Below are 26762 nucleotides of genomic sequence, written 5' to 3'. Positions count from 1 at the left end.
ATTCATGGAATGAATTTTTGACCATGATGCAAGAAAACCGTCTTGACGTCATGCTCAACATCGTTAAAAACGACGATCGCGCAAAATACCTTCTGTTTACGACACCCTACCAATCGGTCGCCCATTGCGTCGTCGTGCGTAACGACGCTCCTTGGAAAATCGAAACGATTCACGATATTCTCGATAAAAATATCGCTATAGAAGAAGGGTTTTTTAACCATCATTATTTAAAAGAACATTATCCAAACACGCGCTTAACGCTCAAAAAAGATACCTTATCGACGTTGCAAAGTATCGCTTATAACGAAACCGATTTAACCGTAGGTTTGGTTCCGGTAGAAACGTATATGATAAAGCGTTACGGGCTGAGTAACCTAAAAGTGATCGGCATTTCCGACGAAGAGCTTTTTGCGCCCAAAGATTTGCGCATCGCGACGTCTGTCCACAACCCTATTTTGATCGGTATTCTTCAAAAAGGTTTGGATGCGATCGATCAGGAAGAGCGCAACCGTATCGTCAATCTTTGGGTCAATACGAACGTTGAAAAAATTATGAATTGGAATTTGCTGTTTAAAATTCTGTTTTTCTTTTTCTTGATTTTAGCAGGAACGCTTTTTTGGACATGGCGTGTCAAGCGGATTCAAAAAGAGCTCGCCGATTCTAATTTTTTAATGCACAATCTCTTAAACGCCATCCCCAATCCTCTTTTTTACAAAGATGCAAACGGTGTTTTTTTAGGATTTAACCAAGCATACGAAGAGGCTTTCGGTATCGATTCTACACGTTTTATCGGGAAAACCGTTTTAGAATTAGACTACTTACCGCCGGAAGATCGCCTAAAATACCATCAAGAGGATATGCGCGTCATTCAACACACACTTTCGTTAAAGCGTGAACAGGATATGGTTTTTCACGACGGAGCCGTGCACCATACGCTCTATTCGGTAAACGGTTTTAAAACCTTAAAGGGAAAACCGGGCGGATTAATCGGCATTTTTGCCGATATTTCGCATCAAAAAAAGATTCAGCACGAACTTGAAATTTCCCGTCACGAAGTCGAAGAGAGTCATAAAGCGATGAAAGATTCGATTGAATATGCCTCCTTGATCCAGCACTCTTTACTGCCGAACCATACGCTTTTACACCGTTTTTTTTCCGATTATTGCTTGCTTTGGCAACCCAAAGACATCGTCGGCGGCGATATTTATTGTATGGAAGAGTTTGACGACGGCAACACCTTGCTCGTGATGATGATGGATTGCACCGGTCACGGCGTTGCGGGAGCTTTTGTGACCATGCTCGTCAAAGCCGTCGAACGACAGATTATCGCTACGATCCGTCACCAACACGAACGCATCAGTCCGGCCAAAATCCTTGGTATTTTCAATCAAAGTATCAAGCATCTTTTAAATCAACACGATGCGTCGGCTATCAATAATGCTGGGTTTGACGGTGCCGTTCTTCTTTACGACAAAATCAATGCATGCATCACGTTTGCCGGTGCATGTTTACCGCTTTTTTGCCTTCAAACCGACGGTACTTTGAGCATCCTTCAAGGCAATAAGCACTCCGTAGGCTACAAACAGTCGCAAACCGAATACGTTTTCCGCGAACACGTATTATCCGTCGAACAAGGCATGCGTTTTTATATCACAAGTGACGGCTTTTGGGATCAAAACGGCGGTGAAAAAGGCTTTCCTTTCGGCAAAAGTAGATTTACGGACCTACTCAAAAAGCACTATCAAGAGCCGTTTGCCGATCAAGAAGAAATTTTTATTAAGACCTTGCATGCGTATCAAGGAACCGAAATACGAAGCGACGATATTATGCTTATCGGCTTGAAAATCTAATCCATCAAACAGAGGAAAAACGGCAACGTTTTAAACACGATCTTCATCAAAAGCAAAAAGGAGCGTCTGCGATGATAGACATCAACACCGTTAAAAAATTAATCGAAAAAGACGGCATCGTCTTTTTAGCGTACGGCGGTTTTTTATCGCAAACGCTGATTGCCGGCATGACGGAAGCTTTGGAAAAAGAGGCGAAAGAGAGTGATTTGGGGATGAACGAGTCGACGAATATTTTTACGATTTTTATCGAATTGGCGCAAAATATGATGAACTACTCCAAATCCAAAAACGAACAAGCCTCCTCCCATAAGTCCGAGGGCTTGATTCTTGTAGGCAAACGCCCCAAACAAAAGCACTATTACGTCTTAAGTCAAAATATCATCACACTTGAAGATAAAGAGAGGATATTGCCCAAGCTTTCCGAACTCGTTTTGATGAATAAAGAGACGATTAAACAGCGTTACAGAGAGCTTCGAAAAAGCGGTAGCGAAGCGCATCATAAAGGCGGGGGTATCGGGTTTTACGAAATTGCCAAACGAAGCGATAAACTCTCCTACGAGTTTGAACAAATTAGTGAAAAAAGGTATTATTTCCGCATGAAAGCTATTATTAAAACACAAGGGAAGGCATTGATATGAAGAATTTAAAAGTTGAAGCCACGCAATATACTCCTGAAATTTCGTTGGAGACTTATGGGGAAATTAACATTAAAGGCAAATCTTACCCTGAAAATACGTTTGAGTTTTACATGCCGATTTTGCATTGGCTCCGAACGTATTTTACCGAGCCAAACGCTCCTCATTCGTTGACCGTCAATGTCGAAATTACCTATTTTAATTCCAGTAGCTCCAAACTCTTCTTCGATTTTTTCGATATTTTAGATGCCAATAAAGAAAATTTCAATATCACCGTCAATTGGATTTTTGATCGCGAAAACGATAGTGCCAAAGAGGCGGGCGAAGATTTTATCGAAGATTTTACCGATCTTACGATTCATCTTATGGCAAAATAGAGGCGCAATATGGAACATGAAGTGATTAAAAACCCTTTGATCGTCGAATTGGAACTCTTACGCGTCAATTTCGATAGAACAACGGAAAAACTGATTAAAGATATTCAACGTCATGAAAAAATTATGACCAAAGCCGATAAGCGTCAAAAGCAAGAATACGACGAGCTCCAGCGTAAATTTGCCGAAGTGGAAGCCTTGCAACAAGAGATTGAAGAGACACAAAAAGAGGTTATTTTTACGATGGGTTCGATCGGCGAAAGCCGTAGCAAAAAGACGGGAAACCATGTGCGTCGCGTTGCCGAATACTCAAAGTTGATTGCCTTGCATTACGGGCTTTGCGAACACGATGCCGAGATGCTCAAACAAGCAAGTCCGATGCACGATATAGGCAAAGTCGCCATTCCGGACGCCATCTTAAATAAACCGGGCAAACTCACGCCCGAAGAGTTTGAAATCATGAAAAAACATACGGAGCTTGGCTATGACATGTTAAAACATTCGCATCGTCCCCTCCTCCAAACGGCGGCAATCGTCGCCTACGAACACCATGAAAAATTTAACGGACAAGGGTATCCGCGCGGACTTAAAGGAGCCAATATTCATATTTACAGCCGTATTACCGCATTTGCCGATGTATTTGACGCTTTGGGAAACCAACGATGCTACAAACCGGCGTGGAAAGACGAAGCTATCTTTAACTTTTTTCATCAAGAACGAGGGGAACACTTCGATCCCAAAATCGTTGATATTTTTTTCAACCACTTGAGCGAATTTTTACACATCCGAGAGACGTTTAAAGACCCTATCGAATCGCTATAACGTTGCTTAAAGTTCGCGCGGCATTAGAAGTTTTTTATAATAGGTTTTGGTTAAATGCAAGGCGGCGATCGGGTTGTGACCGAGGACTCTGTCTTTGACGACCAGATACGTGATCGGAGCTTTGGCGTATTTGATAAAAAGAGAGTCGTGTCCGACGCACAATCCCATAATGACGTTTAAATCAGTTTTCGCTTTATTGACGTATTTGGCTTGCAAGACGGGGTTACACATCGGCTCAAACGTATTCGGGCGGATTTTTTGCGCTTCTTGGAGTCCGATTTCGATTTTATCGCGCGAGCCGACTTTACAGATCGCCATAAAAATGTCAAATCCGTTGATTTTTAAAATTTCGGCGAAAATTTGAGACTCATTGACCAAGCCTACACACGAAGCGATGCCTATTTTGCGTGCTCCGATGCGTCTCGCAAATGCCAGTATCTCTTCCACACGCGTCAGCGTTCCGTAGTATTTTCCTTCGATTTCCGCCGCGGCTAAAGCGATGGTGCGATCCATACCCTTTTCTTGGTAACATGCCAAAGAGGCGTCTAGCATCGACGTTTCGACGTTGCTCGTCAAGCAAAACTTGGGGTAACGACTCTCGTGTTTATGGCAATTAAGTGTTGCACATTCGGCGCAACTTAGCTCTTTTTCTTCCGTATGCATGGTGGTTATCCTTTTGACATGTAAAGGTATGTGCCGTAAAGGCTTAGGTAGACGCCGAGTAATTCTTTTAATCCTTGGCGTACGTGTACTCGTTCTTCTTCGTGAAAAATATTCTCTAAAAGTTTGACATGTAAGGTTTCGCCGAAAAGAACCAATCGCTCCGGCGTAAACGAGGAAGGCGCTTCTTTTCCCAAGGCAAAAAAGAGAGCCAACGCGCGATTGAGCGCCGTAACATAGGCAAGAAGATTCTCGTAAATGCTTTTCTCGACCGGTTCTAGTTGGGAAAGAAAGCATTCCAAAGAGAGGGCTAAAAAACTTTTCTTTTTTGGAAAGTTGGCATGCAAAAGCGTCGCGAAAAGGTTTTGTTTCGCTTCGCGTAACGCGGTAGGAATCGTAGCGTCCAACGCATCATCAAAGGCTTTAACGCTCGCTTCAAATCCCGAAGCATCGTGGAGCCCTTGATGCGACATTAACGTACGGATTTGCGTTTGCGTAAATTTCGTAGGAGTGTACAGCTCCAGCGAAGAGAGGGTTTGAAGTAAAAGAGCGTACAACGCTTTTTCGTCTTCGTTCGGACTTTTTGCCAAATATTCGAGTAAGTAAAGGATCTCTTTTTTCATGCTTCCATTCTGCCAAAGCCCGGCTGAAAAAGTGCTATAATGCCAACGCTTTTTAAGGAGGTTTTATGATTCATCTTTCGGCTTTTTTTGCGATTTACGTCAAATTTTTCTTTATTATGACGCCGTTTTTCGTAACGACGATCTTTTTATCGATGACCAAAGGCGTCGACGAAAGCGATAAAAGACGTCTTGCGATTAAAGTAACGTTTGCGATTGCTACGAGTTGTTTGATTATTCTTTTTTTCGGTAAATACATTTTTGAACTTTTCGGTATTACCCTTGATGCTTTTCGTATCGGTGCTGGGGCACTTTTATTTTTAACGGCGGTCGATCTCGTGCAAAAAGACATTAACGCCGAACCGACATGTAAAGCCGATATTTTAAAGCATGCGGTCGTCCCTTTGGCGATTCCCGTTACCGTAGGTCCCGGAACGGTGGGTGCGTTGATGGTTATGGGTGCGGATATCGAGAGCTTTGACGACATGTTACTCGGCTCAAGCGCGCTTTTGTGTGCCATCGGCAGTATCGGCGTTTTGCTCTATCTCTCGGGGCATATCGAACGTTTGATCGGTCGTGCCGGATTGATCGTCTTTAGCAAAGTTACCGGACTCGTTCTCGCCGCTCTTTCGGCACAACTGATTTTCACGGGCATCAAAAACTTTTTGCGTTAAAAAAGGTGCCCGATCTTTCGAAAGCCGATCACGTATAAAATACTTCCGACGCTAAAAACGCCCAAAAAGTAAGGGTACAATTCCAAAACGGGCGTTCCTCGAAAGAAAATACTCTCTGTTCCCTCGATGAAATAGCGAAGCGGAGACAATAAAGAGAGCGTTTGCAACCACGGATGCATCGCATAAATAGGCGTCCACGCTCCGCTTAAAAAGATAAGCGGAAGCATAATGACGACGGAGAGTTGTGCGACTTGCATCACGTCTTTGGCGACCGCCGCGACAAAAAGCCCGATGCCCGCTCCCGTAAACGCATAGAAAAACGCTAACACTAAAAAAGCGATAAAAGAGCCGTGAATGGGCGTGTCAAAGGCTCCGAAAATGACAAATCCGACCGAAATCACGATGCCGATCATCACGATAATGACTTGGGAAAACGATTTGGCGAGAATAATGCTTTTTGCGTCGACGGGCATTAAGAGCATAATATCCCACGTACCGTCTTCTTTCTCTTTCACAAAGACGACCGCCGTTAAGATGACCGAGAGCATTGTCGTAATCGACAAAAGCTCCGTTAATGCCATAAACGTTGCGTTATCGGCGTTTTCGTTGAAAAGTTTGTGCGTGACGAGCTCGACGCTAAAAGCGGTATCGGAAAAATTAAGCACGATGTTGCTCAAGTAACTCAGCGTCGTATACGCTTGAGACGCGGCGGTTGCGTCTAAAAGAACATTGAGCGTCGCGTGTTTGTTTTTACGAAACGTCCGCTCAAAATCTTCGTCGAAAATCAATCCTAAAATGATCTCTTTATCAAATACGGCTTGTGAAAGTGCTGATTGGGAACTAAACGCCACGGGAGGCAAAAATTCGGGTTCGTGGAAATAGTGTAAGAGCTTTTGGCTCAATCCGCCGCCGCTTTCGTCGACATAGCCGATCGCCACGTTGCGAGGTTTCAGTTCTATGCCGCTTCCTGCGATATAAACTTCCATCGTAAAAGCGTACAAAACGACGAGTACCAGCTGCCACGAACGAATGAAACGCACGAGTTCGCGTGCGACGACCGTCCAAAAGACCCTCATCGAAGCTCCTTTTTCAGTATCAAGCTTCCTAGCCCCATTAAGAAAAGCCCGTAAAAGGCCAAAATAAAGAGGTAAAGTTGCGTTTTTGCCGAAGCCAAGCCTTCGCCGACCAAAAAGACGTCGTATAAAATGTGGTTGTAATACATTACGGGAAAAATATGTGCTTCATAGCGCGAAAAACCGACCATCGAAGAGATTGGCATCAAAATACCCGAATATAAAAATCCCGGAATAATCGTCACGATCACCGTCAAAACAACCGCAACGATTTGCGTTCGCGTCACGATAGAGATGAGCATACCGATGGAAAGACTAATGACCAAATAAAGCTCCGAAGCGACCCAATAAAGCCAAAAACTCCCTCGAAACGGTACGTCGAACCAATACGTCGCCCATAAAAAGAGAATAAAGATATTGATCGAGTGGAGGAAAAAAACGGGAATTAGCTTGGCGGCGATAAACTCCGCTTTGGAGAGAGCGGAAGCGTAGAAGTTAAAGATCGTGCCTTTTTCTTTCTCTTTGACGATGAGCAATGCCGCTAAAATCGCCGGAGCGATTAATAAAACCAAACCGATCAATCCCGGGACGATCGCATCTTCGTCACGCATCGCTTGATTGAAAAGCGTTCGTTGGTTAATGGCTATCGTATGTGCATCGCGATCGAGCATACGCTCTTGGATAGCGGACGCCGCATTGAGAACGACGCCTTTGACGTAACTTTCGATCGTCGAGCCTCGCATCGGAAATGCCGTGTCGACGAAGACGCCGATTTGGATTTTTTGTCCGTGAAGCAGACGTTTTTCGAACGATTCGGGGATGATAATAACCACGTCGCTTTGCGCACGGTGGATGGCATCAAGTGCTTCGCTCTCCAAACGAAGCTCTTTTTGAACCGTAAAATATTTTGAGTGCGCAAATTTTTCGATCAATAAGCGTGAATAATGGCTTTGATCGTAATCGATAATCAAGGTACGCGCCCCCGTCACTTCCATGCGAATTCCGTAACCGAAAAGCACCAGTACCATCGTGGGCATCAAATAGACCATAATAATCAATCGGCTTCGTACGATTTCGCTCAGTTCTTTGAGAACGTAGGCCTTAACGACGGAGAGTTTCATCGAAAATACTCCAAAAATATCTCTTCAAAAGTATGCGCTTGAGGATGCTTGGCGTAAAAGCCTTCTATCGTATCGTCGGCGATTTTCGCTCCTTGGCGCATTAAAACGACGCGGTCGCAAAATTCCGCTTCGCTCATATAGTGCGTCGTAATCAAAATAGCGATTTTCCATTTTTCTTTCAAACACTTCAAAAGTTCCCAAAACTGCGCCCTAGCAATGGCATCGACACCCGAAGTCGGTTCGTCTAAAAACAAGATTACCGGTTCGTGTAAGAGTGCCGAAGCTAAGGAAAAACGCTGATTGATTCCCAAAGGAAGCTCCGGTGGCAAGGCGTTGAGATAGTTTTCAAAACCGAGCTCTTGCGCATAACGTTTGATGCGCTCTTTGGCCGTTTCACTCGGCAAACCGCGCATCGAAGCAAAATAGAGCAAATTTTCCTGTACGCTCATATCGTTATACAAGGCAAAATGTTGACTTACGTAGCCGATGGAAGCTTTAAGTGCTTGTCGATCTTGGGGTGTTTGAATCGTTTTACCTAAAAGTCGCAATTCGCCTCCGTCAATCGGATAGAGCCCTAAAAGCATCTTAATAAACGTCGTTTTTCCGGCACCGTTGGCTCCGAGCAGTCCTAAAATCTCACCTTTTTTTAGGGTAATATCAACGTTATCGTTGGCGACGAAAGTTCCGAAACGTTTGGTTAAACCTTTGGCATCCATTAAAACGTCGCCGTCAAAATCGCTCTTTTCTTTGTCGCTTAAAACGATCGGCGGCATCGTCTTGTCGTTTTTTAAGGCGTTAACGAAAAAAAGTGCCTCAAGCGTAGGCGTTTGCGTCGACTTGGATGCGAGCGGGGTAAGCGTGTAAAGGGTTTGTAAGGTTTTGATGCACGGTTCAACACAGGGGGTACCTGGGTCGTAACATAAAGATTCTACCGTTTGTAAAAGGGCTTCGGAAGTACCTTGCGCAATGATTTTTTGTTCGTCGAAAAGTAAGATTTTATCCATCTTCGCCGCTTCTTGCATGTACGCGGTACTGATCAAGCAAATCGTGCCTTCGCTTCGGCGTATCTCCTCAAGGATTTCCCATAATTCGATCCGGCTCAAAGGATCCACACCCGTTGTCGGTTCGTCCAAGAGCAATAGTTTCGGGCGATGTAAGAGCGTGCAGATTAAAGAGAGTTTTTGCATCATTCCGCCGCTGAGTTTCCCCGCTTGGCGGTCTTGAAATTTTTCCAAACCCGCCATTTGAAGCAAGCGTGTTTTATAGGTCTCAAAAGCCTCGTTTTGAACGAGATCGTGAATATCGGCAAAAAAACGTAGGTGCTCGCTCACGGTTAACATGTCGTATAAGACAAGTCCGATACCTTGGGGCATCAAGCCGATACGCGCTTTAAGCGGTTCGGCCTCTTTGCACGAACGGTAGGTATGATTGTCGAAAACGATTTCTCCCTTGCATGCAATGACGCCGGCGATTGCGTGAATCAAGGAGCTTTTCCCCGCGCCGTCCGCACCGATAAAACCGACAATTTCCCCCTCGTTCGCTTCAAAATTCGCATGCGCAATGCCCAAACGATTTTTATGAAAAACGCTTACGTCACGAACAACAAGTCGCATAAGGGCTCTTTATTCGGGAACGTTTTTGAGGTGAACCGGAAGCCCTTGCGCGTCCATGGAAACGACGCCGACCGCGGGCAATCCCATTTTAAGCGTCGGCTGAGGCTCTTTGGGCTTGACATGTAAAGCAAAAACGCGTTGAATTCGATCGCTCGGTACGCTGACTTCTTTGGGCGTAAACTCCGCGCGTTGCTCGATGCGAACGACGTTCGAGGCTATCGGTTTATCCGGAGTCGCATCCAAAAAAATGACCGCTTCATCTCCTACATGTAGCTTTCCGTTTTCTTTGGTATCGACAAAAATCTTCAAGTACAACGAGCGAGGGTCCAACAAGGTCGCCACCACGCTTCCCGCACCCACGACTTCGCCGACGTTGGCGATTTTTTCGACCACGACGCCGTCAATAGAAGAGCGTAACGTCATTTCGTTCAAGACGGCGTCGATTTGACGTTTGGAAGCCCTCAGCGCATCGATACTTTGGCGCATCGCCTGAAGCGTTTGTTGTTGGGCATTCGCTTTCGTATGCTCACTTGTCGCGACTTGAATCGCCAAAGACGTTTGCGCACGTTTTTGGTACAATGCGTCTAAGGTATTGTGAGCCGTTTTGTATTTTAAATCGGCAGTTTCGATTTGACGCTTTTCGATGAGGTTTTGTGCATAAAGGTTTTGAACCCGTTCCAAATCGCGTTTGTCTTGTTCAAGCGAGCGTATTTGCGATGCAATGCTTTTTTCAAGCTCTTCGTGCTGGTGTTTACGAATTTGAATCGTATCGTTTGCCTGACGCAATGTTTCGCTTATCGTCGTTTCCGCAACTTTCAGTTCCGTCTCTTTGGCATTGATTTGTGCTTCGATTTGATTTTTTTGCGCTTCGTACTCATCGCTTTTCAAAACGGCGATAACGTCGCCTCGATGCACGGCTTGTCCCTCTTCGATGTCGATACGTTCGATTCTTCCGGCATACTTGGCATTAAGATTGATTAAATCGCCGTCCATACGCCCCGATCCGAAGACGAGGTTGGGGGCGAGTGTTTGCGTGCGAAGTTTCATGAAAATGAATCCCGAAGCCCCGAGGAGCAAAAGAACGATCAAAACGCCTAAACGATACTGTTTGATTTTTTCCAACATAAGCACTCCTTCTTTCAACACACGTTTAATTATATAACAAAAAGGGTATAACTTTGCCTAATTAAGAGCAAATTAATCCAAGCAGTACTACCATTTTATCGATTCGTCCCTCATTTAAAGGAGTAATAATGCGATGGTTGTTTCTCTCGACAATGCTACCGGCATGGCTCTTTGCACAGACTTACGGCGAATTGCTGAGCCTTTTGGAGTCTAGCTTCCGCTACCAAAGCGCACAAGCACTTGAAAATGCTTCCGAAGCCTTGTATCAAGCCGCCAAAGGAAAAAATTTACCCTCGCTCGATGCGACTTTAAGTGCAATCGAATGGAACGATACGCCGACGATGACGCTCAATATGCCGCCTCCGTTTTCGAATATTACCGCACCGGTAGGTACACGCAGGCATCTTGAGGGCGCACTGGTGTTAACGTACCCTCTTTTTAGCGGATTTGCGATCTCCGCAACGATCGACAAAGCCAAATTGGAAAGCGAACAAGCCTCTTTAAAACGTTTCAATCTTAAACGCAACCTTGCCTTACAAACCACGGCTCTTTACAGTGCCGTTATTGCCGAAACCAAAGCGATCGTCGCGTTAAAAAGTTCTGAAAACGCCATCGAAAAAGCCTATTTAAAAGCCAAAGGTTACTACGAAAACGGACTTTTAGCCCAAAGCGAACTTTTTGCGATAGAGGCGAAAAAATACGATATTCACGCGCAACTCATTGATCGCCAAAACCTACGCGAACAGTACCTCAATCAACTGGGAACACTGTTAAATACGAAAATCGTCACGTTACACGACGAAACGTCGCTTGAGATGCACGCGCCGAGCGAAAATGAAGCATTAACGTTTGCGCTGGAAGAGCGCGAAGATATGAAAGCGATGCAAAAATCCGTCGACGTCGCGCATAAAAGCATCGAGCTTGCCCAAAGCAAATACTATCCAAACGTCGCTCTTGTCGGTGCGATTAAACATCAAGGCGATTCGTTGGCATTAAACGGCGACGGGTATACGAATGCCGATAAAAGTTATGCGGGAATGAGTATTTCGTGGAATCTTTTTAACGGTATGAGCGACCGCCAAACGCTTGAAGCGGCACGTGCGACGCAAATGTCCGCTTCTTTTGAGCTCGCAGCGTATAAAAGCGAGATTCAAACAGAAATTCAAAACGGTTTTTTGGAGTTTCATACGCTTGAAGCCAAACTGCAAAGTGCCAAAGAAGAACTTCGTGCAAGCGATACCTACACCGCCCTTTCGCAAGGACGTTTCGACAACCAACTCATCAGCGCGGACGAACTCTCCCGTGCGATCGCCTCACGTGCCGCCGTCGAAGCCAAAGTCGCTTCGTTGGAGAGTCAGCTCTTTAACCAAAAGGCTCGCTTATGGCTTTTGTGCGGTTGGAGCGTTTTTGAAACAAAAGTGCTTCCACGCTTATAACAAACCGACATACCGCAACGCAACGCACGTTTGGCTCAAAGCATCTTTTAGATGAAAAAGAGTAAGATGCACGAAACATTTTAAGAAAAAGATCATGGAAGCGGAACTACTCGATTTAATGCGCCAATACGGCTATATCATTCTCTTTTTTTGGAGTATATTGGAAGGCGAAAGCGGTCTGGTGATGGCGGGACTTTTTGTGCATACCGGCGATATGGCGTTGGTTTGGGCGATTACGACGGCGGGATTGGGTGCGTTTGTCGGCGATCAACTCTACTTTTATTTAGGGCGATTTAAAAAAGAGTACGTCATTCGCAAATTCGGTTCCCAAAAGCGCAAATTTGCCCTTGCGAAACTTTTACTACGCGAATACGGCGGATTTATCATCTTTATTCAACGCTATCTCTACGGCCTTCGCACGATTTTACCGCTTTGTATCGGACTTATGGGATATTCGCCGCGTTATTTTGCGATTTTAAACGGAATCTCCGCATTTTGCTGGAGTGCGATTATTATTGTGCCCGTCTGGTACTTCGGTGATACGATTTTATCGCTTATCGCCTACGCTAAAACACATTGGTACTTTTTCGTTCCCGTTATAATCCTCGGTATCGGATTTTTCATAGGTTTCGTTCGCCGACGTTCCGCTCGAAGCAAAGTCCTTAAATCTCGATCCCGAAGTAATGTTTGACGACGTAGCCGATACCAAAAGAGATTAAGGCGACACCGAACGTAATGTACGACATTTCGCGTACGCGTTTCCAAAATGCCAACTCTTTGGCGACGCTAATGTAAAAGTTATACGCGAAAATCGCCGCAAGTGCCGCACAAAACATCCAAAATATCGACATGTAAATTGTATTGAACAGAAAAAACGGCAACACGAGCAACGCCGTCGTGATAATATACGAAATGCCCGTATACAGCGAATACGTCATCGCGCTAATGTCTCCGTTTGGCGTCTCTTTCGACTCCAAATACGCCGATCCTGCCATCGAGAGCGAAGCGGCAATTCCCATGATAAGGCCGGTCACGCCTACGACGCTACTTTTTTCAAAGGCAAGGGCAAGACCGCTCAGCGTACCCGTGAGTTCGACGAGGGCATCGTTCATTCCCAACACGATCGCACCGGCATAGAGCAGTTTTTTGTCGTGAAGCATATCGATCAATTCGATTTCATGATGCATCTCTTGTTCGTAAATATCGTTAGCCTTAGGGTCGATTTCGATGAGCTCTTTGTAAAATTGTTTAGCACCCTCTTCGCGGTTTTCCAGAAATTTAAGCGTAAACGAAACACCGAGAATTTTGGAAAGTAAAAGGTAAAAAAGCACGACAAACGAGCGCGGTCGTAACTCTTTTTGCGTAAAAGAGCGAAGATAGGCATAATGCCCCTGCTCTTCTTTGGCGATTTTGCGAAAAATCTCTCGGTTGGCTTCGTGTTTTTCCGATCGAGCGAGCATACTGTAGATCGTATAATCGTCTATTTCGTTTTGTTGTTGTCTGAGTGCTTTTTGGGTATCGACGGTTTGTTTCATGATCTTTCTCCTGATGCGACATTATACTCAAGTCCGAATAAGAGAATGCGTATGATTTTTTTTGACATGTAAGGAAAAGGTTGTGCTATAATGTCACCTCTAAAACGCGGGTGTAACTCATCGGTAGAGTGTTAGCTTCCCAAGCTGAAAGTAGCGGGTTCGATTCCCGTCACCCGCTCCACGGTCTCTTAAAACCTTCCAAAGGTATTTTCGTGAAAGAAAAACTTCAAAAGATCGCCCGCCATCCCGTAACCAAAAAAGTCCTATCGGACATGAAACCCGAAAAATCTTTTTGGGGAATATTCGGCGTTTTTCTCTTTTTTATCGCCCCCGAAATCATCGCCTATTTTTGGGCATCGGATATTGTTCATTTTGCTCAAAACGGTTTAATGACGCATCCTTCCCTTATAGAGCGTTACACGGACGAACTGTTGATTAAGCTTTTTGAAGACGGTGTCAGTTATCTCAATCTTTGCGTCGGTATTGCTTTGTTTGTTTGGTTGTTTTTGTAAGCGCAGACCTTAACATGTAAGCATGAAAACGCCTACAAAAAGCAGAGAGCTCTTTAGAAAATTTTCTAAAGAGCTTAAGAGTTTAAAGGTTTTTTAATGCCTCGTCGGCGTATTTGATACCGAGTTCATACGCTTTTTTGTTTTCGGGATGAACTTTTTCGGGTACTTTGGAAAGCATGACTTCGCGGACGAGATCGTGAGGAAGCACCTTCGTCATTTCAACGGTAATCGCCAAGGCAACGACGGACTGCGTAATAACGTTTCCGACCTCTTCTTTGGCGATCGTAATCAACGGTATTTCGATGATTTTCCATTTTTGACGATCTTCTTCGCTCGTTTTAACGAGGTTGGGTTCGACGACAATAAGCCCGCCCTCTTTAACGCCGTTTTTAAATTGATTGAAACTAACTTGCGCCGTAGCGATCATGAATTCGATTTCGCCTTCATTGGCATACGGAAATAAAATTTCACTCTCATCCAACAAAATATCGACCTTCGTAGGCCCTCCGCGTACTTGAGAGGTATACGTCGACGCTTTAACGCCGTATCCGCCCTCTTTGATCTTCGCGACCGCCAAAATCTCTCCCGCTAAAATAACGCCTTGACCGCCGACGCCCACAAAACGTAATTGTCTTCTCATTCAAGGCTCCTTATAGCGCTACGGTTGTTTTATTTTGAGCGGCGTAAATGACTTTATCGTACGCTTCGCAATATTCGAGTTTGCCCTCTTCTTGCTTTAAAATGCCCGTCGGAAATTTACCCGCACGCTCTTCTTCGCTGAGAAGATCAAACTTGTTTTTTCCGACGATGCGGCTTTCGATCCATGCAAGATTTAAGACGGCCTCGCCCATTTTGTTTTTTCGCCCCAAGTTAATATGGCAATTGGAAAAGACGTCGAAGAACGAATACCCTTTGTGCGAAAAGCCGGCGACGAACATTTTTTCCAATTTTTGAGGATCGAGTACGGATTCTCGGGCAACAAAGGTCGCTCCGGCGGCATCTGCTAGCTTTGCCGCATCAAAACTCGGATCGACGTTACCGTAGTTTGCCGTCGACGTCCACATACCCTGCGGTGTCGTCGGGCTTGTTTGCGAGTTGGTTAAACCGTAAATAAAGTTATTGATCAAAATATGGTTCAAATCGATATTTCTTCGGCAGCCGTGAATCGTATGGTTACCGCCGATGGCCAAACCGTCGCCGTCGCCCGTAACGACGATAACGTGTTTTTCGGGATTGGCAAGTTTAATGCCTGTTGCGTACGCGATAGCACGACCGTGCGTCGTATGCACGGTATTGCAGTCGACATACGAACTAAAACGTCCGCTACAGCCGATTCCGGAGACGACGCACACATCGTCCATATTCCAACCCATTTTATCGATAGCGCGAATGACGGATTTTAAAATAACACCGTCGCCGCAACCCCAACACCAAAGTGTGGGCATTTTATCTACCCGTAAATATTTATCGTAATTAAACGCCATTAGAACATCTCCTTCACTTTTGCAACCATCTCCAAAGGCGCGATCGGACGACCGTTTGCTTTGTGCAGGGTCGCAAAGTCGTTTCGCTTCATAACGCGCTCGATTTCTTCGAGGTATTGTCCCATATTGAGCTCGGTTACCATGATTTTTGAAAAACGCTTACCGATTTCTTGCAATTTTGCTACCGGACTCGGCCAAAGCGTAATCGGTCTAAAAAGTCCCGCTTTGATGCCATCGTTTCGAAGTTTCATCACCGCCTCTTTTGCACCGCGGCTGATACTACCGTAAGCGATAATACAGACTTCGGCGTCTTCGAGCATAAACTCTTCGTATCGTACCAGATCGTCGGCTTTGGTTTTTATTTTATTGGTTAAACGTTCGATATTGTATTCACATATTTCGCCGTCTTCGGTCGGGAACCCTTTGTCTCCGTGATGCAATCCCGTAACGTGGTAACGGTAACCTTTAAAAAAAGGATTGAGTACGGCAGGCTCGGCGGGTGCGGCGGCATACGGTTTATATTCCGCAGGATCGCCCGTAAATTCGGCGCGTTTGATCACGCTTTTTTCGACATCCGCCAAATCGGGGAGAATCGCTTTACCGTGCATATGACCTAAGGTTTCGTCCAAAAGCACAAAGACGGGCGTCATATACTTTTCGGCGATGTTAAACGCGCGTATCGTTTCGGTATAGGCCTCTTCCAAACTTCCCGGACATAAAGCAATCGATGCGTAATCGCCGTGTGTAGGATACTTTGCTTGCCCGATGTCGGCTTGCGAAACGCGTGTCGGAAGACCCGTTGAAGGGCCGCCGCGCATAACGTTGACGATGACCAAAGGGATCTCTGCGATAAAACTATAACCGATTTGCTCCGCTTTGAGGGAGATTCCAGGACCCGAAGATGCGGTCATTGCTTTCGTTCCGCTCATAGAAGCGCCTAACGCGACGCAAATACCGCCGATTTCATCTTCCATTTGGATAAATTTACCCCCGACTCGGGGTAAAAGTTTGCTTAAATCTTCCGCAATTTCACTTGAAGGCGTAATAGGATAGCCTCCGAAAAATTTACATCCGCATTCAACCGCCGCTTTTGCTACCAGTGCATTTCCGCTTGAAATTACTTCTCTTGCCATCTTGCTTCCTTATGCACCAAGTTTTCTAAATTTATTTTTTTTGACCGCTTCGGCGCGCTCTTTGGCGGTTTCCGAAAGCTTCGCAAATTTAAATTCGCTTTTATCGGCGACGTAAATCGCAAAATCGGGACAATGTAATTCGCAATCCCGACATCCGATACAGGCTTCGGGCTCTACGACTTCTATCATCGAACCTAAGGTCGAATTGGGTGCTTGTACCATCGCTAAAACACCGGCCGGACACAGACTAACACAAATATCGCATGCTTTACACCTTGAGACGTTGACCCATACGGGCGTATTGCTCGGTGCAGTGATTAAACCCATCCTATCGTTCTCCTTTACTTAACATAATGCTTGTTTCAAAAAAAAGAGGAGACGGTTGCGATAAGACGACCGTACCTCATGGACGAAAATTTTATCATTTCAACACTTCGGCTATCTTTTTGCCTATTTCCGCCGGAGATTTCACGACATGTACGCCTGCTTTCTCCAATGCTTCCATCTTTTCGGCCGCCGTTCCGGAGCTTCCGCTCACGATCGCGCCGGCATGTCCCATACGTTTTCCTTTAGGTGCGCTTTGTCCGGCGATAAAAGCGACGACGGGTTTGGAAATATGCTCTTGGATAAAAGCCGCGGCTTGAATTTCAAGATCTCCGCCGATTTCGCCGATTAAGACGATCGCTTTTGTTTCGGGATCGGACTCAAACATCGCCAATAGCTGTTTGTACGATAGTCCGATAATCGGATCTCCGCCGATGCCGACCGCCGTCGTAATACCGTACCCTTCGTTACAGACTTGATTGGCTCCTTCATAGGTTAACGTTCCGGATTTACTGATCAACCCGACGCAGCCTTTTTTAAAAATGGCTCCGGGCATAATGCCGATTTTACACTCTTGCGCGGTAATAATTCCGGGACAGTTAGGCCCGATCGTCTTCATGCCTTTTTTGACGGCATATGCCTTAACGCGTTGCATATCGCGAACCGGAGAGCCTTCGGTAATAATCACGGCCAATTCGATACCTGCGTCGGCGGCTTCCATGACGGCATCGGCGACAAAGGCAGGCGGTACGAATACCATGCTGACCGTCGCACCTGTAGCACGAACGGCTTCGGAGACGGTATTGAAAACGGGTTTGCCTAAATGCTCGCTTCCCCCTTTTCCCGGAGTGACGCCTCCGACGATTTTCGTACCGTAGGAAAGGCATTGTTCCGCATGAAAACTGCCCTCTTTCCCGGTAAAACCTTGTACGATAACTTTCGTGTTTTTATCGATTAAAATACTCATGCGATCTCTCCTTTAGCGGCGGCAACGGCTTTCATCGCGCCTTCTAGAAGATCCGTCGCACTGATAATATTAGGTATATGGGCATTTTTAAGAATTTCGGCGGCCTCTTTAGCATTGGTGCCGTCCAAACGGACGATCACGGGAACGTGGACGTCAATGAGTTTCGTCGCTTCCAAAATACCGTTTGCAATACGGTCGCAACGTACGATACCGCCGAAAATATTGACGAAAATCGATTTGACGTTAGGGTCTTTGAGAATAATTTCAAATCCCTTAGCTACGGTTGAGGCATTGGCTCCGCCGCCGACGTCCAAAAAGTTTGCGGGGAATCCTCCGACGTAATGAATCGTATCCATCGTTCCCATCGCAAGCCCGGCACCGTTAACCATACACCCGACGTTACCGTCTAGCTTTACGTAGCTTAATCCAAATTCGGATGCTTCGCGTTCAATAGGATTTTCTTCGCTTAAATCGCGCATCACTTCGATTTCCGGATGGCGAAACAGCGCATTGTCGTCAAAACTCATTTTTCCGTCCAACGCAACGAATGTACCGCTTTTGGTTTTGACCAGAGGATTGATTTCGATGAGTTCGGCATCGTTTTCCATGTAGACTTTATACAGTGATGCGGCAAAGGCACTAAAAGAGGCTATGGCTTCTTTCTCCAACCCGAGTCCATAAGCAAGCTCGCGTCCGTGAAACGGCTGGAATCCGATAAACGGATCGACGGCAACTTTGATAATTTTTTCGGGAGATTCGGCGGCGACTTTTTCAATTTCCATACCGCCTTCACGCGATGCCATAATCACGGGCATTTCACGAGCGCGATCAAGAACGATTCCAAGATAAAGTTCATCGGCGATATCCACACCTTCTTCGATATACACTTTATGAACCACTTTACCCGCAGGTCCCGTTTGGTGCGTTACGAGCGTCATTCCCAAAATTTCGTTTGCGAGCGTTTTGACCTCTTCAAGACTGCGTGCCAATTTAACGCCACCGCCCAACCCTCGACCGCCCGCATGGATTTGCGCTTTGACGACCCATAGGGTGCCGCCTAATTTTTGTGCGTTAGCAACCGCCTCGTCTGTCGTACAGGCAACATGTCCGTTTGGAGTAGGAACATTGTATCGTTTAAAAATCTCTTTCGCTTGATACTCGTGAATATTCATAAAACCTCCATTTTGCTTTCATTTTTTCGTTTCTTGGGTATGACTCTAATGTGAATCTAACACCTTAGTCAATTAAAATATCAACTATATCTTTTTTTTGCTACAGATTTAAGTTTAGCTTATCCGTAGACTACAGGGTTTTTGTGAAAAAATTACTCTTATGGAGCGTTTGAATCAAGCTATCGACGGAAGCAACGCTTTTGGCGAATTGACTTTTTTCATCGGCGTTTAACGGTAATTCGAGAACTTTTTCCATACCGTTGGCACCGAGTACGACGGGCACGCCGTTCACCGTATCGTTGTATCCGTATTCTCCCTCCAATAAAACGGCACACGGAAAAATGGCACGCGAATCGTTTAAAATCGCTTCGATCATTTTAACCGTAGAGTTGGCGGGAGCGTAATATGCGGACGTTCCCATATATTCGACGATTTCTGCGCCGCCGTAACGTGTTTGCGTAATAATTTCGTCAATCTCTTCTGCCGTTAAAAGATCGGTTAGCGCAACACCGTTGACCGAAGAGTAACGCGGAAGAGGAACCATATCGTCTCCGTGTCCTCCCATGACGCTGGCGGTAACTTGTCCGTAACCGAATCCGAGTTTTTGGGAGATAAACGTTTCCATTCGGGAACTGTCCAAAATACCTGCCATACCGAGAACTTGATTGCGCGGGTATTCGCCGACTTTGAGTGCCGTATAGACCATGGCATCTAGAGGATTTGAGACCATGATAACGACGGCTTGAGGTGCGTATTCGCGTACTTTTTCGATAATTTCACGCGTAATAGCGGCGTTAATCATCAAAAGATCGTCTCGACTCATACCCGGTTTTCGTGGACTTCCCGCCGTAACGACGACGATATTGCTACCGACGATGGCGTCGTATTCGGCAGAACTGTAGATTTGCGTGTAACTGCCTTCCGGACTGGTTGCTTGTAAAATATCGATCGCTTTACCTTGCGCCATATCGTTGTCGCGGTCGATCATCACGATTTCACGACAATATTTTCGCATCGCAAGCCAATAGCAAACGGTAGCACCGACATTTCCCGTGCCGATAATGGAAACTTTTTTACTGTGTGACAAACGCTATCCTTCTAAAGTGTTGTAAATAATGAAAACGTCTTACGCATTAAGCGTTTCAAGTGCGCGATTCAACGTGGCACTCGGACGCATAGCGGCATTGGTTTTGTCAAAATCGGGTAAATAATAGCCTCCCATATCCACGGCTTTTCCTTGAACCGCATTGAGCTCGTGAACGATGAGTTCTTCATTTTGAGCAAGCGTTTGTGCCAAAGGTTGAAATGTTTTTGAAAGCGACATGTCAATCGTTTGTGCCGCCAATGCTTCTGCCCAATATAAGGTCAAATAAAAATGGCTTCCGCGATTGTCTAGCTCGCCTACTTTGGAAGAAGGCGATTTGTTGTTATCTAAAAATTTTCCGGTTGCCGCATCGAGCGTTTGTGCTAAAAGAGCCGCTTTGGGATTGTCGGTAACATGGCTTAAATGTTCCAAAGATGCCGTGAGTGCCATAAATTCGCCTAAAGAGTCCCAACGCAAGTGGTTTTCTTCGACAAATTGCTGTACGTGCTTAGGAGCCGATCCTCCCGCACCCGTTTCAAACAAACCGCCGCCGTTCATCAACGGAACGATGGAAAGCATCTTAGCCGAAGTGCCCACCTCTAAAATCGGAAATAAGTCGGTTAAATAATCGCGCAACACGTTCCCCGTTACCGCAATCGTATCTTGACCTTTGACGATACGCTCCAAAGAGGTACGGATGGCTTGCTCGGGCGGCATAATGTGAATATCGAGTCCGGTTAAATCGTACTCTTTAAGGTACTTTTCGACTTTTTGAATCATTAAAGCATCATGAGCGCGCTCTGAGTCAAGCCAAAAAATTGCCGGTGTTTGGCTTAATCGCGCACGGTTGATCGCCAATTTGACCCAATCGCGAATCGGAGCGTCTTTGGCTTGACAACCGCGGTAAATATCGCCTTTTTCGACCGAATGTTCGAGGTAGATTTGACCGCTTACGTTATCTACGACACGCACGATGCCTTCGTTTTGACACACAAAGGTTTTATCGTGAGAGCCGTATTCTTCGGCTTTTTGTGCCATTAAGCCCACATTGGGAACCGATCCCATAGTTCGCGGATCAAGCGCACCGTTTTGTTTACAAAACGCGATCGTCTCTTCATAAATGCGTGCGTAGCAACGATCGGGAATTAAAGCTTTGGTTTCATGGAGCTTTCCGTCTTTGCCCCACATTTTGCCCGATTCTCGGATGCATGCGGGCATTGAAGCGTCGATAATGACGTCGCTGGGAACGTGAAGATTCGTAATACCTTTGTCGGAATTTACCATCGCAATTTCAGGTCGTTTGGCATAGCACGCTTGAATATCGGCTTCGATAGCGGCTTTTTGTGCTTCGGGTAAAGAGGCTAATTTGACGTACAAATCGCCCAAGCCGTTGTTAGGATTAACGCCCAGTTCGTCAAAAAGAGCGGCATGTTTTTCGAAAACGTCTTTAAAAAATGTACGCAAAGCGTATCCGAACATAACGGGATCGCTGATTTTCATCATCGTCGCTTTTAAATGTAAAGAGAGCAGAAGATTGTTTGCTTTGGCATCGTTCATTTGCGCTTCGTAAAAAGCGGAGAGTTTTTTGGCACTCATAAACGTAGCGTCGAAAATCTCGTCTTTTTGCAGAGGCAAACTCTCTTTTAAGACGCTAACGCTTCCGTCTAATGCGACCAATTCGATGCGTACGGTCGTCGCTTCTTGCATTATCACGGATTTTTCGTTACCGTAAAAATCTCCTTCATGCATATAAGCCACTTCGGCGCGAGACTCTTTGGTCCATGCGCCCATACGATGCGGATGTTTGCGTGCATACTCTTTGACGCATAAAGGAGCGCGTCTGTCGGAGTTTCCCTCGCGTAATACGGGATTGACCGCACTACCTAAGACTTTAGCGTAGCGCGCTTTGATCTCTTTTTCGTTTTCGTTGGTCGGATTTTCGGGATAAGAAGGAATCTTAAAACCTTTATCTTGAAGCTCTTTAATCGCACTGAGCAGTTGCGGAAGCGATGCGCTGATATTGGGTAACTTAATAATATTGGCTTCGGGTTTGGCGGCAAGTTCTCCTAAATAGCTCAAATCGTCGTTTCGCTTTTGCGTTTCGTCCAGTCCTTCCGAAAAATTTGCCAAGATACGTCCCGCAAGCGAAATATCTCTGGTTTCGACGTCGATATTTGCCGTTTTGGCAAAGGCTTTCACGATCGGAAGGAGTGAATACGTCGCTAATGCCGGTGCTTCATCCACAATCGTATAAATCATTTTGCTTTGAGTGTGAGCCATTTAGGTACCCCTTTAAAACTAATTTTCGCTAATGCTATCACGTTATTAATTAAATTTATATCACTAGAGTTTTACAAAAACTCTAAACACGTCTTAAAAGCAAAGCTTTCAAGACTACGCTAACGCTGAGTTCTCCTCGGCGGAGTGCCCACACAACCCTTGGTGCTTTTATTTTTTGCAAAATGCGTTTTGCAAAAACTCTACTCTTTTTTTATATTTTCCAAATGCGTTTCATAATTTTGGGAAAAAGTATGCGTTCCGTTTTTATTTTTGACAAAATAGAGATAATTCGTTTGTTTTGGAAAAATAGCGGCAAAAATTGCTTCTTTGCTGACGCTGCAAATCGGTTGAGGCGGCAAACCTTTGTACATGTAAGTATTGTAAGGCGACGTATCTTCTCGGATACGTTGCGGCGTGATTTTCGTATGCGAGAATTGTCCGTAGTTGAGCGATCCGTCCATTTGGAGCTTCATCTCTTTTTTCAGTCGATTGTAGATGACTGACGAGACGAAAGGCATCTCTTCGTTATTGGCGGCTTCTTTTTGGATAATCGACGCGATGATAATAAATTTGAGCCATTTTTGCTCGTTAAATTCGCCGAAGATTTTCTCAAAAACGTCTTTATGGTAACGTTTGGCATGTGCAAACAAAAAATGGATCAACTGCGCTTCTTTAATACCGACGGGAATGTAATAGGTCTCCGGAACGATAAAACCGTCCGCATAAGGCGTGGCTTTGGCATATTCTTGTTGTAACGTTTCGTACGAGAGGTTAAACTCCAATGCCAATTGCGCCAATAAGAACTCTTTCGTTTCGCCCGGAATGTACGTAATAATTTTCAAAGGAGCTTTGGAATGGCTGAGTTTATACAGAAAATCGCCGCGCGTTAAAACGCTCTCTTGGATACTGACCCAACCGGCTTGCGGCTTGCCGATCAGATACAAAAGGTATTTATCGACGCGTGCGTGCAAATCAAAGTTTTTGTCAACCATATATGTTATAATTTGAGCAATCGAGCCCTGCGGGACAAATGCTACCGACGTAGAACTCATAGGTCTTGATAAGTGAAACAAAAGTGCATATATGATTATTAACGCGACGTCGCATACCATTAAAAAAATTTGGATTCTTTTTTTATTCATCGTTCTCTTTTTTGTTGCTTTTATCGCCACGCTGATGCATGGTCTTTTCATTGAGAGTTTACGTCTACCGAACGTAAAAATCGATCAATTATATATGAAACTAGATAAAAAATTGATTGTGAACATTCAAACGTTGACGATCGATAAATCAACGTCGGCGGATACCTCTTTGGAAGAAAGCGCGTTGATTCTTGAAAATTTTCCGTACCTCAATCAGTTTTTTAGCCATATCGATATTCAGACGATTGTTTACGACAACGAAACGTTTTCGCTTTTATACGATAAGGCCCTTTTCAGTTTGGAGAGCAAGCATTTAAACGTTAAAGCGCGTATGGAAGCGTTGGATAAACATCGCTTAACGATTTTTTTGGAAGAGGCTTTTTTAAAAGATTTCGCCTTACATGTCAACGGTATCTTTTTTGCCGATCTTTCCCGTTCCGAGTCAACGTTTGAGGGACATTTCGAGACTTTCGGCATTCAAGGCGAAGCTAAGATCGGACTTGAAAAAGACCTGCTTTCGTATCAACTTCAAAGCGAACCTTTTACGCATCGATCGCTAAGCAATTTGATGAATTTTTTGGTCACGCAAGTCGAACTCGAACCGATCGTGAAAGCATGGATTCATGAAAATATCGTTGCTAAAGAGTATCGTTTGACGCATTTAGAGGGGAAATTCGATTTAAAAACGCAAGAGTATTTTCCTTTAGAAATGAAAGGCGAAGCGATCGTTAGCGATGCCAATATTACGTTTGCCTCACATGTTACGCCGGCACATGCCGATGAAATAGGCATTCGACTTGATAAAGACACCTTGTTTTTTGCGCTTCGCAATCCGATTTACGAAGCCAAATCGCTTTCAAAAGCCGATATTCATATCTACAATTTGCTCACGAAAGGCACGGGAATCGTCGTTGATCTAGCGACCAAAGCACGCTTAGACGCTTCTATACATAAAATTTTACATACTTTCAAAATCGACGTACCTTTGGTACAAACATCGGGAACGACCGAGGCGTCGATCAAGCTGGATATTCGTTTTTTACCGTACGATCTCAATGCAACGGGACTCTTTAGACTTTCCCCTAGTACGTTTGAGCTCAGCGGACTTCCTATGTCGACGCGTTCGGGTAGCGTTGAACTCGATAATTTTAACGTAAAACTCAATCAAACCAACCTTCGGTATAAAAATCTTTTCGATATCGATACGACGGGACGCTTGGATACGAAAACGGGCGTATACGACGGAAAAGTCGATATTCATTCACTTTTGATAGATTTTAATGGAAATACCCTTCTTAATGCGAAAGAGATACGCGACCTAAACGGTTCGTTTCGCATCGACGACAATGCAACGACCTTAAGTTTACCTTCGCTTCAAACCGTGATGCGTTTCGGTAAAGCGACCAACCTTTTTGAAATGAGCGATCTTTCGCTCATACGTCCGCTTTCGCCTTTGATGCAAGAACACAATCTTTCGCAAGGAAACTTGAAACTTCAAACCGACGATTTTCAAAAATTTCGTGCCGATATTCTTTTGGACAACGTCGATTCCGTCTTAATCGAGAACAACCAAACACGCAGTCGCTTCGATATCGCATTTTCAACCGACGGCAAAGTCATCGATGCCTATACGAAAGATCGCAAACTCTCCGTTCACTACGACAAAGAGCTCGCGATACGCTTAAAAGATATCAACCTTTCCGTTCCCGAGGGCAATTCGACGTCGCAAATGCCGATAAAAACGACGATTTCGGGAGAAAATGCTTCGTTTCTCGATCAAAACCGAAGCGCGTTTCTTCTAAGCGATAGGTACACGCTCATTCTCTTTCTCGATCAAACCCAATTACGCTCGTCTTTAGGAAAATCGCTTTTCAATTACGATAAAAAACGCGATCGCTTAACGATCAACGCGACTGCGATGGATGATAATATGACCAATCGGCTTTTCAAAAAAAACTATTTTAAAGAAGGCAATTTTTCGCTCGATATTGAAGGCAAAGACGATAAACACATGCAAGGCACGTTTATCATGCACAAAACTTTGATTAAAGATTTAAAATTTTTCAATAACCTGATGGCAACGATTAATGCCGTCCCTTCTCTGCTCGTTTTTAACGATCCGAGCTTTAATAAAGAGGGGTATTTCGTCGAAAACGGATACATCGAATTTTCGCAAGAAGGCGAGAAGATGCTCATAAAAGAGCTGCAATTACGAGGAAACAACACCGATATTACCGGAGAAGGAACGGTTGATTTTACGGCCGGTACGCTTGATCTAAACCTTCAAATCAAAACCTTAAAAACGTTTAGCTCCGCCTTGGATAAAATACCGATCGTCGGCGGCATTATTTTAGGCGAAGACGGTAAGATTGCCACCAGAGTCAACGTAAAAGGCTCGATAGACGACCCGAAAGTAGAAACGCATCTTCTCATGGACACGATTAAAAGTCCGGTTAACGTGATTAAACGAACGCTCGAATTGCCTTTGGAACTTTTTAAATAAACGTCTTTAACAAGCGTAAAAGTTCCGGCACGTTTCGGGCGCGAAGCGAAGCTTCTTGGGCGGTTCCGTAGCCCCACTCCGCGAAAATAAAGTCGATTCCGGCATTTTTAGCGGCACCTTCGTCTTTCACGCTGTCGCCGATTAAAAGCGTATCGTTCGGTTTTGCGTCGACTTCACGCATTAAATACTGCACCATTAAAGGACTCGGTTTAGGCTCCAAGACGTTATTACCGCCGACGATTGCGCTAAAATATTCGGCTACATGTAAGGCTTCTAGCATACGGCGCGCAAAAAAATCGCTTGCGTTGGTTGCAATGCACAAATGCGCTTTAGCGTTTAGTTCATGCAACATCTCTTTGACGCCCGGATAAAGAACGCTGGTAATCGAGCTTTGCATATAATGTTCTTTAAACAATGCACGATGGTTTGGATCGTATTCGTCGGTACCGTAAAAAATCATCGGAAGATGTTGATCGGGCTGGTTAATATGATACTCTAACTCTTTTTTCCCGATAGGCGCAAGTCCGATGCTATCTCTTACAAAATTGACGCTTTGCGTCATAGCGGCACTCGAATCGATCAACGTACCGTCCATATCAAAAATAATGCATTTTTCTTTCATG

At 45.0% G+C, this 26762-nt stretch carries 26 protein-coding genes and 1 tRNA gene; 10 read left to right on the top strand and 17 right to left on the bottom strand.

Annotated elements, in window-relative coordinates:
• The 4 genes from OA34_RS10095 to OA34_RS10080 form a co-directional block, all read left to right on the top strand.
• Positions 1-1850 (top strand): PAS domain-containing protein (locus OA34_RS10095; RefSeq protein WP_286682977.1); only part of this gene is annotated, 1850 nt, incomplete at its 5' end.
• A gap of 71 nt (positions 1851-1921) precedes the next feature.
• Positions 1922-2488 (top strand): SiaB family protein kinase, encoded by a 567-nt coding sequence (locus tag OA34_RS10090; RefSeq protein WP_254375983.1) that lies wholly within the window; start codon positions 1922-1924, stop codon positions 2486-2488.
• Positions 2485-2862 (top strand): DUF1987 domain-containing protein, encoded by a 378-nt coding sequence (locus tag OA34_RS10085; protein ID WP_039674935.1) that lies wholly within the window; start codon positions 2485-2487, stop codon positions 2860-2862. Before OA34_RS10090 ends, OA34_RS10085 begins: the two co-directional genes overlap by 4 nt.
• Before the next feature lie 9 nt (positions 2863-2871).
• Complete coding sequence (locus OA34_RS10080) at positions 2872-3681, top strand: HD-GYP domain-containing protein (RefSeq protein ID WP_286682976.1); 810 nt, start codon at positions 2872-2874, stop codon at positions 3679-3681.
• A 6-nt stretch (positions 3682-3687) separates the two neighbouring features.
• On the opposite strand, the gene OA34_RS10075 is transcribed toward OA34_RS10080, so the two are convergent.
• Together OA34_RS10075 and OA34_RS10070 are read right to left on the bottom strand one after the other, a co-directional pair.
• Positions 3688-4344, bottom strand: coding sequence for a DUF1847 domain-containing protein (locus tag OA34_RS10075; protein ID WP_039674933.1), 657 nt, complete (start codon positions 4342-4344; stop codon positions 3688-3690).
• Positions 4345-4349: 5 nt separating this feature from the next.
• Positions 4350-4964: a hypothetical protein gene (locus OA34_RS10070; RefSeq protein ID WP_039674930.1), complete on the bottom strand. Its 615-nt coding sequence runs from the start codon at positions 4962-4964 to the stop codon at positions 4350-4352.
• A gap of 65 nt (positions 4965-5029) precedes the next feature.
• Here OA34_RS10070 and OA34_RS10065 point away from each other — a divergent pair, with 65 nt between their 5' ends.
• The gene (locus tag OA34_RS10065) at positions 5030-5635 is read left to right on the top strand and encodes a MarC family protein (RefSeq protein ID WP_039674927.1); all 606 of its coding nucleotides are present in this window, start codon (positions 5030-5032) and stop codon (positions 5633-5635) included.
• On the opposite strand, the gene OA34_RS10060 is transcribed toward OA34_RS10065, so the two are convergent.
• Genes OA34_RS10060 through OA34_RS10045 form a run of 4 tightly spaced genes read right to left on the bottom strand, consistent with a single transcriptional unit; the run spans position 5632 to position 10567 of the window.
• Positions 5632-6711: an ABC transporter permease gene (locus tag OA34_RS10060; protein ID WP_039674926.1), complete on the bottom strand. Its 1080-nt coding sequence runs from the start codon at positions 6709-6711 to the stop codon at positions 5632-5634. The genes OA34_RS10065 and OA34_RS10060 overlap by 4 nt on opposite strands.
• Entirely contained in the window at positions 6708-7829 is a 1122-nt protein-coding gene (locus tag OA34_RS10055; protein WP_039674924.1) for an ABC transporter permease, read from the bottom strand. The genes OA34_RS10060 and OA34_RS10055 overlap by 4 nt, the downstream gene beginning before the upstream one ends.
• Positions 7826-9442, bottom strand: coding sequence for an ATP-binding cassette domain-containing protein (locus tag OA34_RS10050; protein ID WP_039674918.1), 1617 nt, complete (start codon positions 9440-9442; stop codon positions 7826-7828). Before OA34_RS10050 ends, OA34_RS10055 begins: the two co-directional genes overlap by 4 nt.
• Positions 9443-9451: 9 nt before the next feature.
• Positions 9452-10567 (bottom strand): HlyD family secretion protein, encoded by a 1116-nt coding sequence (locus OA34_RS10045; RefSeq protein ID WP_254375988.1) that lies wholly within the window; start codon positions 10565-10567, stop codon positions 9452-9454.
• Between the two features lie 128 nt (positions 10568-10695).
• On the opposite strand from OA34_RS10045, the gene OA34_RS10040 reads away from it, so the two are divergent.
• Together OA34_RS10040 and OA34_RS10035 are read left to right on the top strand one after the other, a co-directional pair.
• Positions 10696-12003 carry a TolC family protein gene (locus OA34_RS10040; protein WP_039674912.1) on the top strand — a complete coding sequence of 436 codons (1308 nt, stop codon included), beginning with the start codon at positions 10696-10698 and terminating at the stop codon, positions 12001-12003.
• A 94-nt stretch (positions 12004-12097) separates the two neighbouring features.
• Complete coding sequence (locus OA34_RS10035) at positions 12098-12694, top strand: DedA family protein (RefSeq protein WP_039674910.1); 597 nt, start codon at positions 12098-12100, stop codon at positions 12692-12694.
• Here the strand turns inward: OA34_RS10035 and OA34_RS10030 are convergent.
• Complete coding sequence (locus OA34_RS10030; RefSeq protein WP_039674908.1) at positions 12666-13538, bottom strand: VIT1/CCC1 transporter family protein; 873 nt, start codon at positions 13536-13538, stop codon at positions 12666-12668. The genes OA34_RS10035 and OA34_RS10030 overlap by 29 nt on opposite strands.
• A 106-nt stretch (positions 13539-13644) precedes the next feature.
• Here OA34_RS10030 and OA34_RS10025 point away from each other — a divergent pair.
• Both OA34_RS10025 and OA34_RS10020 read left to right on the top strand, forming a co-directional pair.
• Positions 13645-13719 (top strand) — tRNA-Gly (locus OA34_RS10025).
• 31 nt (positions 13720-13750) lie between these two features.
• The gene (locus tag OA34_RS10020) at positions 13751-14050 is read left to right on the top strand and encodes a hypothetical protein (protein WP_039674954.1); all 300 of its coding nucleotides are present in this window, start codon (positions 13751-13753) and stop codon (positions 14048-14050) included.
• A gap of 82 nt (positions 14051-14132) precedes the next feature.
• Here the strand turns inward: OA34_RS10020 and OA34_RS10015 are convergent, their stop codons facing one another.
• From OA34_RS10015 to mltG, 9 genes are all read right to left on the bottom strand, one after another.
• The gene (locus tag OA34_RS10015; RefSeq protein ID WP_039674907.1) at positions 14133-14690 is read right to left on the bottom strand and encodes a 2-oxoglutarate:acceptor oxidoreductase subunit OorC; all 558 of its coding nucleotides are present in this window, start codon (positions 14688-14690) and stop codon (positions 14133-14135) included.
• A 10-nt stretch (positions 14691-14700) separates the two neighbouring features.
• A complete protein-coding gene (locus tag OA34_RS10010) occupies positions 14701-15534 on the bottom strand; it encodes a 2-oxoglutarate ferredoxin oxidoreductase subunit beta (protein ID WP_039674905.1) in 834 nt (277 codons plus the stop codon).
• The gene (locus OA34_RS10005; RefSeq protein WP_039674903.1) at positions 15534-16667 is read right to left on the bottom strand and encodes a 2-oxoglutarate synthase subunit alpha; all 1134 of its coding nucleotides are present in this window, start codon (positions 16665-16667) and stop codon (positions 15534-15536) included. Before OA34_RS10005 ends, OA34_RS10010 begins: the two co-directional genes overlap by 1 nt.
• Before the next feature lie 9 nt (positions 16668-16676).
• The gene (locus OA34_RS10000; RefSeq protein WP_039674901.1) at positions 16677-16994 is read right to left on the bottom strand and encodes a 4Fe-4S dicluster domain-containing protein; all 318 of its coding nucleotides are present in this window, start codon (positions 16992-16994) and stop codon (positions 16677-16679) included.
• A 94-nt stretch (positions 16995-17088) separates the two neighbouring features.
• Entirely contained in the window at positions 17089-17958 is an 870-nt protein-coding gene (gene sucD / locus OA34_RS09995; RefSeq protein ID WP_039674899.1) for a succinate--CoA ligase subunit alpha, read from the bottom strand.
• Positions 17955-19130 (bottom strand): ADP-forming succinate--CoA ligase subunit beta, encoded by a 1176-nt coding sequence (sucC, locus tag OA34_RS09990; protein ID WP_039674897.1) that lies wholly within the window; start codon positions 19128-19130, stop codon positions 17955-17957. Before sucC ends, sucD begins: the two co-directional genes overlap by 4 nt.
• A gap of 130 nt (positions 19131-19260) precedes the next feature.
• Positions 19261-20217, bottom strand: coding sequence for a malate dehydrogenase (mdh, locus tag OA34_RS09985; protein WP_039674895.1), 957 nt, complete (start codon positions 20215-20217; stop codon positions 19261-19263).
• A gap of 39 nt (positions 20218-20256) precedes the next feature.
• The gene (locus OA34_RS09980; RefSeq protein WP_039674893.1) at positions 20257-22494 is read right to left on the bottom strand and encodes an NADP-dependent isocitrate dehydrogenase; all 2238 of its coding nucleotides are present in this window, start codon (positions 22492-22494) and stop codon (positions 20257-20259) included.
• Between the two features lie 200 nt (positions 22495-22694).
• Complete coding sequence (mltG, locus tag OA34_RS09975) at positions 22695-23687, bottom strand: endolytic transglycosylase MltG (RefSeq protein ID WP_502685206.1); 993 nt, start codon at positions 23685-23687, stop codon at positions 22695-22697.
• On the opposite strand from mltG, the gene OA34_RS09970 reads away from it, so the two are divergent.
• Positions 23578-26139: a YhdP family protein gene (locus OA34_RS09970; RefSeq protein ID WP_039674891.1), complete on the top strand. Its 2562-nt coding sequence runs from the start codon at positions 23578-23580 to the stop codon at positions 26137-26139. The two genes, mltG and OA34_RS09970, sit on opposite strands and share 110 nt — an antisense overlap.
• Here the strand turns inward: OA34_RS09970 and OA34_RS09965 are convergent.
• Positions 26132-26761, bottom strand: coding sequence for an HAD family hydrolase (locus tag OA34_RS09965; protein WP_039674889.1), 630 nt, complete (start codon positions 26759-26761; stop codon positions 26132-26134). The genes OA34_RS09970 and OA34_RS09965 overlap by 8 nt on opposite strands.
• Between the last annotated feature and the right edge of the window lies 1 nt (position 26762).

It is taken from the genome of Sulfurospirillum sp. MES, assembly GCF_000789415.1.
Lineage (GTDB): Bacteria > Campylobacterota > Campylobacteria > Campylobacterales > Sulfurospirillaceae > Sulfurospirillum > Sulfurospirillum cavolei.
Note: the sequence above shows the minus strand (reverse complement) of the source record. Positions and strands in the feature narration are given on the sequence as shown.